Origin of the sequence: Yoonia sp. (assembly GCF_017854415.1) — a bacterium.
Classification (GTDB): domain Bacteria; phylum Pseudomonadota; class Alphaproteobacteria; order Rhodobacterales; family Rhodobacteraceae; genus Yoonia.
Genome location: NZ_JAFMHR010000004.1, coordinates 37,708 through 53,104, shown reverse-complemented (window position 1 = coordinate 53,104; position 15,397 = coordinate 37,708). Strand labels below are relative to the sequence as shown.

The window sequence follows — 15,397 nt, the reverse complement described above, 5'->3', positions numbered from 1 at the left end:
CAATCTGTGCAAAACACCGGCCACAAGCGCCAATACCGCGAGAGCGGTTTCGTCCTGGTCCCGCTTAACAGTCCTTGGCTACACTTTCTCTAACCGCCCGTATGCGACATATGCCGACTAACTTGCCCATCAATTTGCTGGCGTGAATAGTCGAAATCATGCCCTTTCGGCTTCAACGCAATTGCGGCACGGATCGCATCCTCCAGATCGGCGTCAGACTCTGACGCGCGCAGTGGGCCGCGCAGGTCGGAATGGCCTTCTTGGCCCAGACATGTGTAAATTTCGCCCGTGCAGGTGATCCGCACGCGGTTGCAGCTTTCGCAGAAATTATGGCTTAGCGGGGTGATGAACCCGATCTTCTGCCCAGTGCTTTCAACACGCACATAACGGGCGGGGCCGCCTGTGCTTTCGGGCAGGTCAATCAAGGGGGAGCGTTCAGCAATGCGCGCACGCAGGTCTTTGAGCGACCAATATTGCCCTAATCGGTCCTCATTGCCCAAATCACCCATCGGCATGACCTCGATAAAGGTCAGGTCCAGATCGCGCGATGCGCACCAGTCTGTCAGCGCCTCAAGCTCGTCTTCGTTAAAGTCCTGCAGGGCGACAGTGTTGATCTTGACACGCAAGCCCGCCTTTTGGGCCGCATCAATGCCGCGCATCACTTGGGGCAGGCGCCCCCAGCGTGTGATCTTGGCAAATTTATCCTCGTCGAGCGTATCAAGCGACACGTTGATCCGGCGCACACCTGCGGCAAACAGATCATCGGCGTATTTTTCAAGCTGGCTGCCGTTGGTGGTTAACGTCAGTTCGTGCAAATCACCGGTTTCCAGATGCCGCGACATGCTGCGAAAGAACGTCATGATATCGCGGCGCACCAAAGGTTCACCGCCCGTAATCCGCAGCTTTTTCACGCCAAGCCGCACAAAGGCCGAACACATGCGGTCCAGTTCCTCGAGCGTCAAAAGCTCTTTTTTGGGCAGGAACGTCATGTTTTCAGACATGCAATAGACACAGCGAAAATCGCAGCGGTCGGTGACGGATACCCGCAAATAAGAAATGGCGCGGGCGAAAGGGTCGATGAGAGGATTTGTCATGATATCAATCTAAGGGCGGGCGCATCTTTGCGCAAGCCACATCGGACCCGTTGCACAGCGGTCAGCCCCGACATAGGGTCCGCGTATGAGAATAGTTTTTATCCTGCCCTTTGCTGCGTTGGCTGGTTGTACCACGCCCGCGTTCCAAGAGTTTTTCGGCGTCGTGCCAGAGGCTTCGATCGTGGCGCCTATACCCGCTGTTGGTGTGGCCCCACCGCCGCCAGAAAATGCGACAACAGTCGCAGATTTTGACACGACATCGCAGGCCGACCGCGATGCTGCGGTCTCGGCCATTGCCGTGGTTCAAACAAGGCTGGGCACTACAATTGCGTCTTTGGGATCACCGACAGAACCCGGGATCTGGCTCAAAACGCCGTTGGTGACGACCTTGGCCGCTGGTCGTGTGGAATATCAGGGCAATGCTATCAATATCGAACTGCGCCCCTCTGGTGGGGCGGCAGGGTCCGGCAGCCAGATCAGCCTTGCGGCGATGCGCCTGCTAGAGGCCCCGTTGACCGGACTGCCAGAACTCACCGTTTTCGCGGCCCCTTAGTCGGGCAAGAGCCGTCTGGCTTCTTTGACGGCCGATGGTTTCATCGTTTCGGCGTTGGCGTCTAAAAACGTCTGCACGCGCGCAGGATCGTGTTTGGATAAATCACGTAGCCACCACGCGATGGACTTTTGGATGAACCGATCGTGATCGGATGCATATTCTGCAGCCCAGCCCAAAGCGCGTTCGCGTGCTGCGATCTCATTGGGCTTGGGGTGGTTTTGCTTCGTCCAAGGCAAGGTCATGACCAATGCGGCGCGCTTGCTCCACATATGATGGGACTTGGTCCATTCTTCGATTTCATCCAAGCGGGATGGATCAGCGACCAGTCGCTTTTGACCGGCGATGCTTGCGTGATCTGCAATAGCCCATGCATCAAACGTCGGGACCCATGACTTGATCAATTCCCATGCGGCCTGATCGTCTGGCCGGATGCGGGCTTGGGTCAGCAGCTTGGCGGCGGCAATGCGGCCTTCGTGGATGTTGCCTTTCCAAAGACCGCGAGCCAATGTCAGGCGTCCTTCAAGATCGACATCTTCGCGCCAGGCTTTGACGTGCTCGTCGATCACCGGATTGGCGATCCCCAGATACTGGCGATCTACCTTGTGATATTTGTGCATTTCAGAGGCTTTGACCGGATCGGCCAAGGCGCGCAGTTGTGCGGTCGCGATTTTAACAGTGGTCATTCGACTGTTACCGATTTGGCTAGATTGCGCGGCTGATCCACATCTGTCCCCTTTGCGACTGCAGTATGGTAGGCAAGTAATTGTGCGGGCACCGCATAGAGGATCGGAGCAAGGAACGGGTCAATCTCTGGCATGATGATTGTGTCCCAGACGCCCATGCCAGCCTCTGTAGCACCACGTTGGTCGGTGATTAACAGCACTTTACCGCCGCGCGCCATGACTTCTTGCATGTTTGATACGGTTTTCTCGAACAAGCTATCGCGCGGAGCCATGACAATCACAGGCACATGCTTGTCGACCAAGGCGATGGGGCCATGCTTTAATTCGCCAGACGCATAAGCTTCGGCGTGTATATAACTGATTTCTTTTAGTTTAAGTGCGCCCTCTAGGGCCAATGGGTACATTACGCCGCGTCCCAAGAACAAGATGTCGCGTGCTTCTGCCAGTTTGCGCGATACCTTCTTTGTTTTGCCTTCAATACCCAGCGCTTGATTGAAAATCCCCGGCATGTTGCGCAAGGCTTCCAGTTTTATGGCCATATCCTGTGCTGAGATTTTGCCGCGCGCATGGGCCGCTTGCAGTGCCAGAATGGCCAACGTCGTGAGCTGGCAGGTGAAAGCTTTGGTCGATGCCACGCCGATTTCCGTGCCCGCCAAGATCGGCAGCGCCAAATCGCTTTCGCGCGCGATCGAGCTTTCGGGGACATTCACGACCGATACGATCTTGTCCGCTTTTCCCTGCATGTAGCGCAACGCGGCCAGCGTATCGGCTGTTTCGCCAGATTGGCTGACGAACAAAGCGACGGTGCCAGAAGTTACGGGCGGTTCGCGGTAGCGGAATTCTGATGCCACATCGACCTCGACCGGAATGCCCGCAATCTGTTCGAACCAATATTTGGCGACCATGCAGGCATAGAACGCGGTGCCGCATGCAACCATGGTCATCCGCTCGACTTGGGTGAAATCAATGCCGGGATCAGGCAAAGTGACTGCTGTGCCGTCTGCGTTGATGTAATGGGCCAAGGCACCTTGCAGCACGACGGGTTGTTCCGCGATTTCTTTGGCCATGAAGTGTTTGAAGCCCGCTTTGTCGACGCGGGCCGTATCAATTTGGATCGTGTTGACCGCGCGGTTAGCGATGTTGCCTTGCGCATCACGGATTTCAAGGCTGGTGCGGGTGATGACGGCCCAATCACCTTCTTCAAGGTACGTGATCCGGTCTGTCATTGGTGCCAATGCGATTGCGTCAGAGCCAACAAACATTTCGCCATCACCATGACCAATCGCAAGCGGAGAACCTTTGCGGGCTGCGATCAGCAGATCGTCTTCACCGTCAAACAGGAAACACAGCGCATAAGCACCTTCGAGGCGGGAAATGGTTTTCTGTGCTGCATCACGCGGGCTTAGACCTTGGGACACATAGTAGTTAGCCAGCAGTGCGACGGTTTCAGTGTCAGTGTCCGTCTCGTAGCCAACACCTTGTTCACCCAAAAACGCGCGTAACTCGCGAAAATTCTCGATGATGCCGTTGTGTACTACGGCAACGCTGCCTGCGCGGTGCGGGTGCGCATTTCCAGCATTGGGTGCACCGTGCGTGGCCCAGCGGGTGTGGCCGATACCGGCTTTTCCCGCCAAAGGCTCGTGCACTAAAACATCCGACAGGTTCACCAGTTTACCGACAGCACGGCGGCGGTCCAACGCGCCATCATTGATGGTCGCGATCCCTGCGCTGTCATAGCCGCGATATTCCAAACGTTTGAGCGCTTCGACCAACAGGGGGGCTGCTTCGTGATTGCCTAATACGCCAACGATACCACACATGGTTTAGGACCCTTTTGCTTTGAGCGCGCGCAGTTTGTCGAACAGACGCACCGCAAACCCAGCTTTGTTTTCTTGTTTTGCGCGGCCCACGGCCAGATCACCGGCGGGCACATCGCGTGTCACAACCGATCCACTGCCCGTCATCGCCGCATCACCAACCGTGACAGGGGCCACGAGCATGGTGTTGGAGCCGATAAAGACGTCTTCGCCAATCGTCGTATGATGTTTGAACACACCGTCATAGTTACAGGTAATCGTGCCTGCACCGATGTTGCTGCGTGCGCCAATAGTCGCGTCACCGATATATGACAGGTGGTTCACTTTTGCGCCTGCTGCGATCTGTGCGTTCTTGATCTCAACGAAATTGCCGACTTTAACGTTTTCAGCAAGTTCCGCACCCGGACGTAGCCGCGCGTAGGGGCCAACGACTGACCCGCGCGAGACATGGCAACCTTCAAGGTGTGAAAACGCGCGGATTGTCGTGCTGCTTTCTATCGTCACATCGGGGCCGAAAACGACGTTTGGTTCGATCACGGTATCGCGGCCAATGACAGTATCATGAGCGAAGAACACGGTTTCGGGCGCGATCATCGTCACGCCGTCTTCCTGCGCCATTTGGCGTGCATTTGCTTGGAACAGCGCCTCGGCTTGTGCCAGTTCCGAACGCGAATTGATGCCAAGAGTTTCGGCCTCGTCGCAGCGCACGACTGTCGCGCTCAATCCGCGTGCGCGGGCAATGCTGATAATATCGGTCAGATAGTATTCGCTTGCAGCATTTTCGTTGCCAACAGCATCGATCAAATCAAAAAGCGTGGCTGCATTTGCCGCAACAACCCCGCTGTTACATAGGTTCACGCCGCGCTCTGCGTCGGTTGCGTCTTTAAACTCAACAATCCGGTCAAGTTGGTCATCCTTAAGGATCAACCGCCCATAGCGGCCAGCGTCTGCGGCTTCAAAACCTAACACCACGATATCATGGGTTAGGCGTGCTGCCGTCATTGCAGCCAACGTCTCGGCGCGAATAAAAGGCGTGTCCCCGTAAAGAACCAGCGCATCACCGTCAAAATCGGCCAATGCGCTGCGTGCTTGGGACACCGCGTGGGCAGTGCCCAACTGTTCTGACTGGATAGCGACAGTCACATCGGGGTCATAGGCTTTGGCTGCGGCTTCGACCAAATCAGCGCCGTGTCCTGCAACGATCACAGTATGCGCGGGATCAAGTGCGCCGCCGGATTTCATCGCATGCACCAACATCGGCGCGCCTGCGATCTGGTGCAGCACTTTGGGCAGCTCCGAATTCATACGCGTGCCCATGCCTGCGCCTAGGATAATCAGTGCGGTTGTCATTGCTGCCTCAAACCTTGTTGTTACCTGCCTTCTACTGCCCTTTTTGATTATCACAAGGGCAGGGGGTTCACATCAGTTTACAGGGCGTTACAGAGGAATGATTAACCAAAAGGCAGCTTGATGACAAAACGCACTGTAATCTTCGATCTTGATGGCACATTGGCTGATACCAGCGGTGATTTAATCGCTGCAGCAAACAGTTGTTTTCGCGACCTCGGACTGGGTGATTTGCTTGATCCTATCCAAGACGCTGCAACGGCGTTGCGTGGGGGCCGCGCCATGTTGCGCCTTGGCTTTTCGCGCAGCGAAGGTTTTGACGAAACCGAGGTTGATGCGCAGTACCCCGTCTTACTGACCGCTTATGCCGAAGCGATTGATACGCATACCTTCTTGTATCCTGGTGCGATGGATGCGGTTGAACGCCTGCGCATGGCTGATTACGCCGTCGGTATTGCGACCAATAAACCAGAAGGCTTGGCCGAGACATTGATGACCAGCCTTGGCGTGCGCGACGCTTTTGCATCCCTTATCGGGGCGGATACTTTGCCTGTGCGCAAACCCGACCCTGAACATCATTTTGAGGCCGTGCGCCGTGCGGGTGGTGATCCCAAGCGCTCACTACTGGTTGGAGATACTGCCACCGACCGCGATACGTCGCGCAATGCGGGTGTGCCGTCGATCTTGGTGACCTTCGGGCCGGGCCGCGAAGATGTCTTGGCGCTTGATCCAGAAGCCACGATCGACAGCTACGCGCAACTCGACGAGGTCGTCGCGCGCCTGATTGGCTGAATTGGCATTATGCAATGCGCCAAAGTGGCCATTTGACGCGGACGCATTCCGCATAAAGAGTAGACTCATGACAGAGAAATTCACCGGAAGCTTTACCCAGCAAGAATCGATCCCCGCCGAAGGGATCGCTGCGGCCAATGCTGTGATGCAGTCAGGCCGCTTGCACCGTTACAACACCAGTGGTGACGAGATCGCCGAGGCTGCATTGTTAGAGGAAGAATTCGCCGCAACAGTGGGGTCGAAATACTGCCTTGCTGTGGCCTCTGGCGGGTATGCGATGACAACAGCCTTGCGTGCGTCAGGTGTGAAACATGGCGACAAAGTCCTGACCAACGCGTTCACACTTGCGCCTGTACCCGGTGCGATTGCGGCGGTGGGTGGTGTACCGGTATTTGTCGGCGTCACCGAAGATCTTTTGATCGACCTTGATGATTTATCCACGAAACTGGACCAATCCAAAGTCCTGCTTCTCAGCCACATGCGCGGCCATATCTGCGATATGGAACGCTTGATAGCGATGTGCGATGCCGCAGGTGTTACCGTGATCGAGGACTGTGCGCACACCATGGGTGCCGCGTGGAATGGCGTTCCGAGTGGCCGCTGGGGACGCTTTGGGTGCTATTCGACGCAGACCTATAAGCACATCAATTCCGGCGAAGGCGGCTTCCTGATTTGCGACGGGGCCGAAGATATGGCCCGCGCGATCATGCTCTCTGGCAGCTATATGCTGTTTGAAAAGCACCGCGCGGCTCCGCCGGTCGAGACTTTTGCCAAGATCAAATACGAGACGCCCAATATCTCCGGCCGCATGGACAACTTGCGCGCAGCGATTTTGCGCCCACAACTGCGCAATTTGGCTGCACAGTGCGAAAAGTGGAATGCACGATACCGCGTGTTGGAAAAGGGCTTGGCAGATACCGCTGGTCTGCGCCTGATACCGCGTCCCGAAAAAGAACAGTTCGTCGCGTCATCGTTCCAGTTTCTTTTGCTGGATTGGGAGGCGGCTTCGGTGGGCGACGTCTTAACCCGCTGCGCCGCACGCGGTGTTGAACTGAAATGGTTCGGAGGGGCAGAACCCAAAGGGTTTACCTCGCGCTATGACAGCTGGCGCTATGCACCTTCTTCGCCGATGCCATCGTCTGATCGGGTCTTGGCTGGAATCGTAGACATGCGATTGCCTTTAACGTTTAGCCTTGATGATTGTGCACAGTTGGCACGGATCATTCGGGCAGAGGTTTCGACGGTCTACCAAGGGCAAGCTGTGGCAGAATAGGGAACGCACAGGGCTCTTTGCAAAAAAAGGAGTCGACAGATCGCACGACTGCGCTCTATTAATGAACAAGCGTTCAATTAATCTGGAGCACCTCATGTTTCATGCCTCAATGACATTTGATCTGGGCGAGGATGTGAATGCCTTGCGCGATATGGTGCATGACTGGGCGCAATCGCGGGTCAAGCCACTGGCTGCAGCGATCGATCGCGACAATAATTTCCCTGCCGAGCTTTGGACAGAAATGGGCGCGCTGGGCTTGCTGGGCGTCACTGTTGACGAAGCATACGGCGGCGTAGGCATGTCCTATCTGGCACATACTGTGGCGATTGAAGAAATTGCGCGGGCGAGTGCATCTGTCAGCCTGTCATATGGCGCGCATTCCAACCTTTGCGTTAATCAGATCAAACTCAACGGAACCGATGCGCAAAGGGCGAAATACCTGCCGCGTCTGGTTTCTGGCGATCATGTTGGCGCGCTGGCAATGTCAGAGGCGGGCGCGGGATCGGATGTCGTATCAATGTCGCTGCGCGCTGAAAAGCGCAATGATCACTACCGCCTGAACGGGAACAAATACTGGATCACGAACGGGCCAGAGGCCGACACGCTGGTCGTCTACGCTAAGACTGACCTGGATGCGGGGGCCAAAGGCATCACTGCTTTCCTGATCGAAAAAGAAATGGTCGGTTTTTCGACATCTGCGCATTTCGACAAACTGGGCATGCGCGGGTCCAACACAGCAGAGCTGATTTTTGACGATGTTGCTGTACCGTTTGAAAACGTGCTGGGCGAAGAGGGCAAAGGCGTGCGCGTTCTGATGTCCGGCCTCGATTACGAGCGTGTTGTGCTTGCGGGCATCGGTCTTGGCATCATGGCGGCCTGTCTGGACGAGATCATGCCATATATCAGCACCCGCAAACAGTTCGGCGAGCCTATCGGGAGTTTCCAACTGATGCAGGGCAAAATCGCGGATATGTATACGGCAATGAATTCCGCGCGGGCTTATGTTTACGAAGTTGCGCGCGCCTGTGACCGTGGCACGGTCACGCGCCAAGATGCGGCGGCCTGCTGTCTTTATGCCAGCGAAGAGGCTATGAAACAGGCTCACCAAGCCGTGCAAGCAATGGGCGGGGCAGGGTTTATGAATGATGCACCAGTTGCACGCCTGTTCCGCGACGCAAAACTAATGGAGATCGGCGCCGGTACGTCCGAAATCCGGCGCATGTTGATCGGGCGCGAAATGATGGGAGCAATGAGGTGACGCGGGCGGTGTTCTTTTTGCCGCTTGCCGGATTGATCGCCTTTGTTGGCTATCTGGGCTTTCAGCGCGGGCAACTGCCGTCCGAGACCGAGATTATCAACCGCTATGCTGCGGCCTATCTGCAATCGGCACCTGAAGGTGCAAGGCTAACAGATTGCGCAGCGACCACGCATCCTGATGCCGCCGTTCGCATGGTGATCAACTGCGTTCATCCCAGCGGTGTGGCCACCACGTATTTCGTAGGCGCGCGCGGTGAAGCATTGCCGCAACCACAAGGACCTTCCGCATGAGTGATCGCATTTTGCACGAAGCCGCATTGGCCGAAGTGGCCCAAGCTGCAAGAGAGGCAGCCTTTGGCGGTGGTGAAAAATCCCGATCGCGTCATGTTAGCCGTGGCAAGATGCTGCCCCGCGACCGTGTTGCAGGTTTGCTTGACCCAGGCAGTCCGTTTCTCGAGGTCGGCGCGACAGCGGCACACGGTCTTTATGATGGTGCGGCGCCCTGCGCAGGCGTGATCGCTGGCGTGGGGCTGGTGAACGGACATCTGGTCATGGTCGTTTGCAATGATGCGACCGTGAAGGGCGGCACCTACTATCCGATGACCGTCAAAAAGCATCTACGCGCCCAAGAAATCGCCGAAGCCTGTCATCTTCCTTGCGTCTATCTGGTCGACAGTGGCGGCGCGAACCTACCCAATCAAGACGAAGTATTCCCGGACCGCGACCACTTTGGCCGCATCTTTTACAATCAGGCCCAGATGTCCGCCAAAGGCATCCCGCAGATCGCTGTTGTGATGGGGTCATGCACCGCAGGCGGGGCCTATGTGCCCGCTATGGCCGATGTGTCGATTATCGTGCGCGACCAAGGCACGATCTTCCTTGCAGGTCCGCCGTTGGTGAAGGCTGCGACTGGTGAAGTGGTTTCGGCAGAGGAATTGGGCGGCGGTGATGTGCATACGCGTTTGTCAGGCGTGGCTGATTATTTGGCCGAAGATGACGCACACGCCTTGGCACTTGCGCGGCAGGCTGTTGCGTCGTGTGCTTTGCAAAAAGAAAGCAATCCCAATAGATTGCCTTCCGAAGCTCCAGCGCTTGATCCTGATACTTTGTTTGATGTGGTTCCCGCCGACTTGCGCACGCCATATGATATTCGCGAGGTGATCAGGCGTATCGTGGACGGATCACGATTTGACGAATTCAAGGCGCGGTTCGGCGAAACGCTGGTTTGCGGATTTGCCCATATCGACGGTTGGCCTTGCGGTATCGTGGCCAACAATGGCGTGCTGTTTTCCGAGAGCGCGCAAAAGGGCGCGCATTTCGTGGAACTTTGCAGTCAGCGCAAAATCCCGTTGGTTTTCTTGCAAAACATCACGGGCTTCATGGTCGGGCAGAAATACGAAAACGAAGGCATCGCGCGGCACGGGGCCAAGATGGTCACGGCTGTTGCTACAACGAAGGTTCCCAAGATCACGATGGTTGTCGGTGGATCATTCGGTGCAGGTAATTATGGCATGGCTGGGAGGGCTTACAGTCCGCACTTTATGTGGTCATGGCCGACGTCGCGGATATCTGTGATGGGCGGTGCGCAAGCCGCTGGCGTGCTGGCCACTGTCAAACGCGACGCGATTGAACGTGGCGGTGGGACGTGGTCGGCCGAAGATGAAGCCGCTTTCAAAAAGCCAACCGTGGATATGTTCGAAGAGCAATCGCATCCGCTTTACGCGAGTGCACGCCTTTGGGATGACGGCATTATTGATCCGCGCAAAAGCCGCGAAGTGCTGGCATTGTCGCTGGCAGCCGCGATGAATGCCCCGATCGAGGAGACACGCTTTGGCGTGTTCCGGATGTGACGCAGATGTTTGATAAAATCTTGATAGCCAACCGCGGCGAAATCGCCTGCCGCGTGATCAAAACCGCCCGCGAAATGGGTGTGCGAACGGTCGCCATCTACTCTGACGCTGACGCGCAGGCGCTGCATGTGATCCAAGCGGATGAAGCGGTGCGCATTGGTCCGGCACCTGTGGCGGAAAGCTATCTGCGCGGTGATCTGATCATCGCGGCGGCGCTACAGACTGGGGGGCAGGCGATCCATCCCGGTTATGGGTTTCTATCCGAAAACCCCGATTTTGTCGAAGCTGTGCAAAAAGCAGGGTTGGTATTCATCGGACCCTCTGCGGATGCGATCCGTGCGATGGGACTTAAGGATGCGGCCAAAGCGCTCATGGAAACGTCCGGTGTTCCCGTCGTGCCGGGGTATCATGGGGCCAATCAGGATGCCGCGTTCTTGGCCGCGCGTGCAGAAGACATCGGCTATCCAGTGCTTATCAAGGCGGTTGCTGGCGGCGGTGGTAAAGGCATGCGTTTGGTTGAGGTTGCTGCCAAGTTTGCAGAAAACCTGGCTTCTGCCCAAGCAGAAGCGCGCACCGCTTTCGGCAATGCAGCGGTATTAATCGAGAAATACATCATAGCGCCCCGCCATATCGAAGTGCAGGTGTTTGGCGATGGCTCCGACGCGGTGCATTTATTTGAACGCGATTGTTCGCTGCAACGCCGTCATCAAAAGGTCATCGAGGAAGCCCCTGCGCCGGGCATGACAGATGCGGTACGCCGCGCGATGGGAGATGCTGCGGTGAAAGCTGCCAAAGCGATTGGTTACGCGGGCGCTGGCACGGTCGAGTTTATCGTGGACGGGTCAAATGGCCTGCGCACAGATGGGTTCTGGTTCATGGAAATGAACACACGTTTGCAAGTGGAACACCCTGTCACCGAAGCGATCACGGGTGTTGATCTGGTTTCGTGGCAACTGCGTGTTGCCGCAGGCGAGCCGTTGCCTGCAAAGCAGTCTGATTTGCAGATCAAAGGGCATGCGTTCGAAGCACGGCTATACGCAGAAGACGTCCCAGCAGGTTTTTTGCCTGCGACAGGGACCATTGATCATCTGCATTTCCCGCAAAACGCGCGCATTGATAGTGGTGTGCAAGCGGGTGATGAAATCTCGCCTTGGTATGATCCAATGATCGCCAAGATCACGACACATGGCGTGGACCGTCCCGCTGCGTTGCGCGCGATGCATGCGGCATTGGATGGGACACAGGTGGCAGGCACGGTTACGAACCTTGGTTTCTTGCGCAGGCTTGCACGCAATTCCGGTTTTGTGGCGGGTGATGTTGATACCGGCCTTATTGCCCGGGAAAGTAGTGTGCTTTGCGAGCAGCCGGTTCCAAGTGTGTTCGAGATTGCAGTGGCTGTCGTTACCGCGGCACAGCTGGGTGAAGGCCTTCATATCGGGTTTACGCTTTGGGAGCCGCTGACGCGTGAAATCATTCTGGGGCAGGGCGATGAAACGTATGAGGCCAAGCTATGCGTACGTGGTCCAAACCTGTGTGATGTCGCCATTGGTGTCGACCAAATAACGCTGATGCGTCGCGGTGCACATTGGGGGCTGCCCGCGATTTGCCATAGTGAGCAAGTGACGTTGTTTGGCGCGCAATTGCAGACCTTTGCGGTGATTGATCCCGCAGATCGGGGGCAAAGCGCCATTGGCGGCGATACCGTTGTTGCCCCGATGCCGGGTTTGATTTGTGAGGTCGCTGTTCAGGTTGGCCAAACTGTGGTTGCGGGGGATCGGTTGGTTGTACTTGAGGCGATGAAAATGGAACATGTTCTGCGCGCGCCGCGTGATGGGTTGATCAAATCCGTTGATGTGGTGACAGGGGCGCAGGTGACGGCAGGCGCATTGATGGTTGGGTTGGAGCCGGAAGAATGATCCGTCTTATGCAAGCACGGTCATGGTGCCGTCGGTGTCTTACGTTGTCAGGGGCGCTGCCCCAGTCCCTTCGGGACCTCCCCGAGGTAATTAAGAACAGAAGAAGGGTGGGAGTATGACCCGTGCTGTTCGTATTCATGAGGTTGGTCCTCGCGATGGTTTGCAGAACGAAGCCCGTGTCATTCCGGTGGCGCAGAAGGTTGCATTGATTGAAATGCTTGGTCGATCGGGTTTGACCGATATCGAAGTAGGCAGTTTTGTCAGCCCGCGCTGGGTGCCGCAAATGGCCAACTCGGATCAGGTAATGGCGCGTTTGCCGCAGGTGGCAGGTGTTACCTATGCAGTGCTTGTGCCTAATATGCGCGGCTGGGAAGGTTTCAAGGCGGCGCGTAAGGATATGGTGAACTACGAGATTGCGGTATTCATTTCGGCCTCTGAGGGGTTTTCGCAAAGCAATTTGAATTGTTCGATTGCACAGTCTGTCGCCAATCTGGCTCCGGTTGTTGAGGTCGCCTTGAATACGGGTGTGGGATTGCGTGGATATGTGTCTTGTGTGACGGACTGCCCGTTTGACGGATCGACCTCGCATTCACAGGTCGCCGATGTGGTTGGGTTACTGCGCGAGATAGCGCCGATGCGGGTCTCATTGGGGGATACATTGGGGAATGGCACGCCAGAGCGGGTGATGCAGATGCTTGAGGCGGTGTTAAAGGTTGCGCCAGCCGACAGCCTCGCTGGGCATTTCCATGATACCAACGGGCGCGCATTGCCAAATATTGAAGCGGCGCTTGATTTGGGGGTGCGTACATTTGACAGTGCTGTGGGCGGCCTTGGCGGTTGTCCATATGCACCCGGTGCGCCCGGAAATGTAGCGACAGAGGCGGTATTGGACCTTATGGCGCGGTTGGGTTTCGAAACGGGTGTTGATCCAGCAATCATTGCGCAGGCGGCCAAAATGGCAAAGGAAATGCGATGATTGATCTTAAGACAGATGTGCGCGGCGTTGCGACATTGACGTTGCAGCGCCCCGAAAAGCACAATGCGTTATCGCGCGCGGTGATTGATGCTTTGCAAGAGGCCACGGAAACGATCGCTGCAAATACAGACATTCGCGTCGTTGTGCTTGGGGCTGCGGGCACCAGTTTTTGCGCCGGTGGCGATCTGGGTTGGATGCAGGAACAGATGGCCGGTGATGACGCTATGAAGCGGGGGGCGGCGCAAGCGTTGGCGAATGTGTTGGGCGCGCTTAATACCCTGCCGCAGCCTTTGATCGGGCGTGTACAGGGGAATGCGTTTGGCGGAGGCGTCGGGTTGGCCTGCGTTTGTGACATTGTGATTGCCGCAGATCACGCGAAGTTTGGCCTAACGGAAACAAAGCTTGGCCTCGTGCCTGCAACGATCGGCCCATACGTGCTGGCGCGCATGGGTGAAGCGCACGCAAGACGTGTTCTGATGTCTTCACGAATTTTTAACGCGCAAGAAGCTATAAGTTTGGGAGTGGTCGCGCAGGCGTTGCCCGCAGCCGATCTTGATGCTGCGGTCGCGGTTGAAGTGGACGCTTTTCTGCAATGCGCCCCGGGTGCTGTGGCGGCAGCCAAGGCTTACGCGCGCAGTTTGGGTCCGGTTATCGACGAATCAACAATTCAACGCTCGATAGATGCGTTGATCACGCAATGGAGTGGGAATGAGGCAGAAGAAGGCATTTCTGCCTTTTTTGCCAAGAGAAAGCCGCGCTGGGCGGTTTAAACAGGGGGCAAACGTCAGATTTCCGTCTCAATTATGACTGATTCTGAGGGTTCTTTGGAGGGCGAAGAGGAGATAAGCATGCCTTTCGCTTGGCCCACGACTGAACAAGTCTTTTACCGCGTTATGCGTTTGCGCCGCTTGATCGCGATTGCTGTTGCGATCCCGATGATGATGGTACTGACCGTCGCTTGGATGGATCCGACTGTCCTTTCAGCTTTTCATGCGACAGTGGCATGTTTTGGTATTGCGGGTTTGGTTGTCGGTCATGTGGTTCTTTTCCCGAACGTAACACTCGAGACTTTTGCGCTGTCGCTGTCAGCGACATTGTTGATCGTTGTGATGCCTGTCATCAAGATCGTTTCTCTTTGGGCGCCAGCAGAACACGCAACGGCCGCTTTTATTATTTTGATGAGCTTTGCTGTGGCCGCCATGGGCGTTGTTATGGCGTTGATCCAAATTTTGCTTGGTGCGCTGGTCTATGCGGGCCCCGATGTGCGCAAGACGCTTAAGACAAAGATGGTCGTGCCGTGTTCACCTAATGTGGCCTATCAGCAGTTTGCCCTGCGTCCTGACGCGCGGCGGGGCCGTGTTCTGACCGGTCCAGTGGATGAAAACGGGTTCTTTGATGTAGCCGTTGCAGTTGTTGCTATGGCTGACGACACCACACTTGACGCGATGGAAGTCGTTAAATTGGACGCCAAAGTTCTCAATTCAACGCCCGAGCGACATGATGTGATGATGGTGCTGCGCAACGGGTCGGTGACCGTGACGTCACAGCACTTTTCCGCGACAGACAATGGTTGCGAAGTGCTCGTGTGTGATTTGCCGGGTGACTTTACTGTCGGGATGCATGTTTTGTTTTGGTTGACAGACCAACAGGCCGACAATTTGACCGAAACAGCAGACGCCGTTGTTGGGCATACCGCCCGTACAAACGGTGTGGCGCATAATGTCTCTTTGTTGTCGGTTGCTGGTGCGGTTCTTTCGCCACGTGCGCCAGTCTCAAACCACACCGAATAATTCGACGAAATTGATGCTCTGCGGCATTGCGCTTGGTTGACCCCTCGCG

General features: G+C 56.2%; 14 protein-coding genes. 10 read left to right on the top strand and 4 right to left on the bottom strand.

Going from position 1 to position 15,397, the window contains the following annotated elements; translation table 11 throughout:
- Window positions 1–89: 89 nt before the first annotated feature.
- Window positions 90–1,094: a GTP 3',8-cyclase MoaA gene (gene moaA / locus QZ197_RS01230; RefSeq protein WP_296429393.1), complete on the bottom strand. Its 1,005-nt coding sequence runs from the start codon at window positions 1,092–1,094 to the stop codon at window positions 90–92.
- An 85-nt stretch (window positions 1,095–1,179) separates the two neighbouring features.
- On the opposite strand from moaA, the gene QZ197_RS01225 reads away from it, so the two are divergent.
- Window positions 1,180–1,647 (top strand): D-galactarate dehydratase, encoded by a 468-nt coding sequence (locus tag QZ197_RS01225; RefSeq protein WP_296429392.1) that lies wholly within the window; start codon window positions 1,180–1,182, stop codon window positions 1,645–1,647.
- Here QZ197_RS01225 and QZ197_RS01220 read toward each other — a convergent pair.
- From QZ197_RS01220 to glmU, 3 genes are read right to left on the bottom strand one after another with little or no spacing between them, the layout of a single operon-like run.
- Window positions 1,644–2,330, bottom strand: coding sequence for a DNA alkylation repair protein (locus tag QZ197_RS01220; protein WP_296429391.1), 687 nt, complete (start codon window positions 2,328–2,330; stop codon window positions 1,644–1,646). The genes QZ197_RS01225 and QZ197_RS01220 overlap by 4 nt on opposite strands.
- Window positions 2,327–4,150, bottom strand: coding sequence for a glutamine--fructose-6-phosphate transaminase (isomerizing) (gene glmS / locus QZ197_RS01215; RefSeq protein WP_296429390.1), 1,824 nt, complete (start codon window positions 4,148–4,150; stop codon window positions 2,327–2,329). The genes QZ197_RS01220 and glmS overlap by 4 nt, the downstream gene beginning before the upstream one ends.
- Before the next feature lie 3 nt (window positions 4,151–4,153).
- Complete coding sequence (gene glmU, locus QZ197_RS01210) at window positions 4,154–5,497, bottom strand: bifunctional UDP-N-acetylglucosamine diphosphorylase/glucosamine-1-phosphate N-acetyltransferase GlmU (RefSeq protein ID WP_296429388.1); 1,344 nt, start codon at window positions 5,495–5,497, stop codon at window positions 4,154–4,156.
- A 120-nt stretch (window positions 5,498–5,617) separates the two neighbouring features.
- On the opposite strand from glmU, the gene QZ197_RS01205 reads away from it, so the two are divergent.
- The 9 genes from QZ197_RS01205 to QZ197_RS01165 all read left to right on the top strand — a co-directional run bounded on the left by QZ197_RS01205 (window position 5,618) and on the right by QZ197_RS01165 (window position 15,348).
- Window positions 5,618–6,286, top strand: coding sequence for an HAD-IA family hydrolase (locus QZ197_RS01205; RefSeq protein ID WP_296429387.1), 669 nt, complete (start codon window positions 5,618–5,620; stop codon window positions 6,284–6,286).
- Window positions 6,287–6,353: 67 nt separating this feature from the next.
- Window positions 6,354–7,559: a DegT/DnrJ/EryC1/StrS family aminotransferase gene (locus tag QZ197_RS01200; RefSeq protein WP_296429385.1), complete on the top strand. Its 1,206-nt coding sequence runs from the start codon at window positions 6,354–6,356 to the stop codon at window positions 7,557–7,559.
- A 94-nt stretch (window positions 7,560–7,653) separates the two neighbouring features.
- Window positions 7,654–8,817 carry an acyl-CoA dehydrogenase family protein gene (locus tag QZ197_RS01195; protein WP_296429395.1) on the top strand — a complete coding sequence of 388 codons (1,164 nt, stop codon included), beginning with the start codon at window positions 7,654–7,656 and terminating at the stop codon, window positions 8,815–8,817.
- Window positions 8,814–9,107 carry a hypothetical protein gene (locus QZ197_RS01190; RefSeq protein ID WP_296429383.1) on the top strand — a complete coding sequence of 98 codons (294 nt, stop codon included), beginning with the start codon at window positions 8,814–8,816 and terminating at the stop codon, window positions 9,105–9,107. The genes QZ197_RS01195 and QZ197_RS01190 overlap by 4 nt, the downstream gene beginning before the upstream one ends.
- The gene (locus QZ197_RS01185) at window positions 9,104–10,666 is read left to right on the top strand and encodes a carboxyl transferase domain-containing protein (RefSeq protein WP_296429381.1); all 1,563 of its coding nucleotides are present in this window, start codon (window positions 9,104–9,106) and stop codon (window positions 10,664–10,666) included. Before QZ197_RS01190 ends, QZ197_RS01185 begins: the two co-directional genes overlap by 4 nt.
- Window positions 10,667–10,671: 5 nt before the next feature.
- Window positions 10,672–12,582, top strand: coding sequence for an acetyl/propionyl/methylcrotonyl-CoA carboxylase subunit alpha (locus QZ197_RS01180; RefSeq protein WP_296429380.1), 1,911 nt, complete (start codon window positions 10,672–10,674; stop codon window positions 12,580–12,582).
- A 115-nt stretch (window positions 12,583–12,697) separates the two neighbouring features.
- Window positions 12,698–13,558 (top strand): hydroxymethylglutaryl-CoA lyase, encoded by an 861-nt coding sequence (locus QZ197_RS01175; protein ID WP_296429378.1) that lies wholly within the window; start codon window positions 12,698–12,700, stop codon window positions 13,556–13,558.
- On the top strand, window positions 13,555–14,328 hold the full coding sequence (locus QZ197_RS01170) for a crotonase/enoyl-CoA hydratase family protein (protein ID WP_296429376.1): 774 nt from the start codon (window positions 13,555–13,557) through the stop codon (window positions 14,326–14,328). The genes QZ197_RS01175 and QZ197_RS01170 overlap by 4 nt, the downstream gene beginning before the upstream one ends.
- 78 nt (window positions 14,329–14,406) lie before the next feature.
- Window positions 14,407–15,348, top strand: a complete 942-nt coding sequence (locus QZ197_RS01165; protein WP_296429374.1) for a hypothetical protein — start codon at window positions 14,407–14,409, stop codon at window positions 15,346–15,348.
- Window positions 15,349–15,397: the final 49 nt, after the last annotated feature.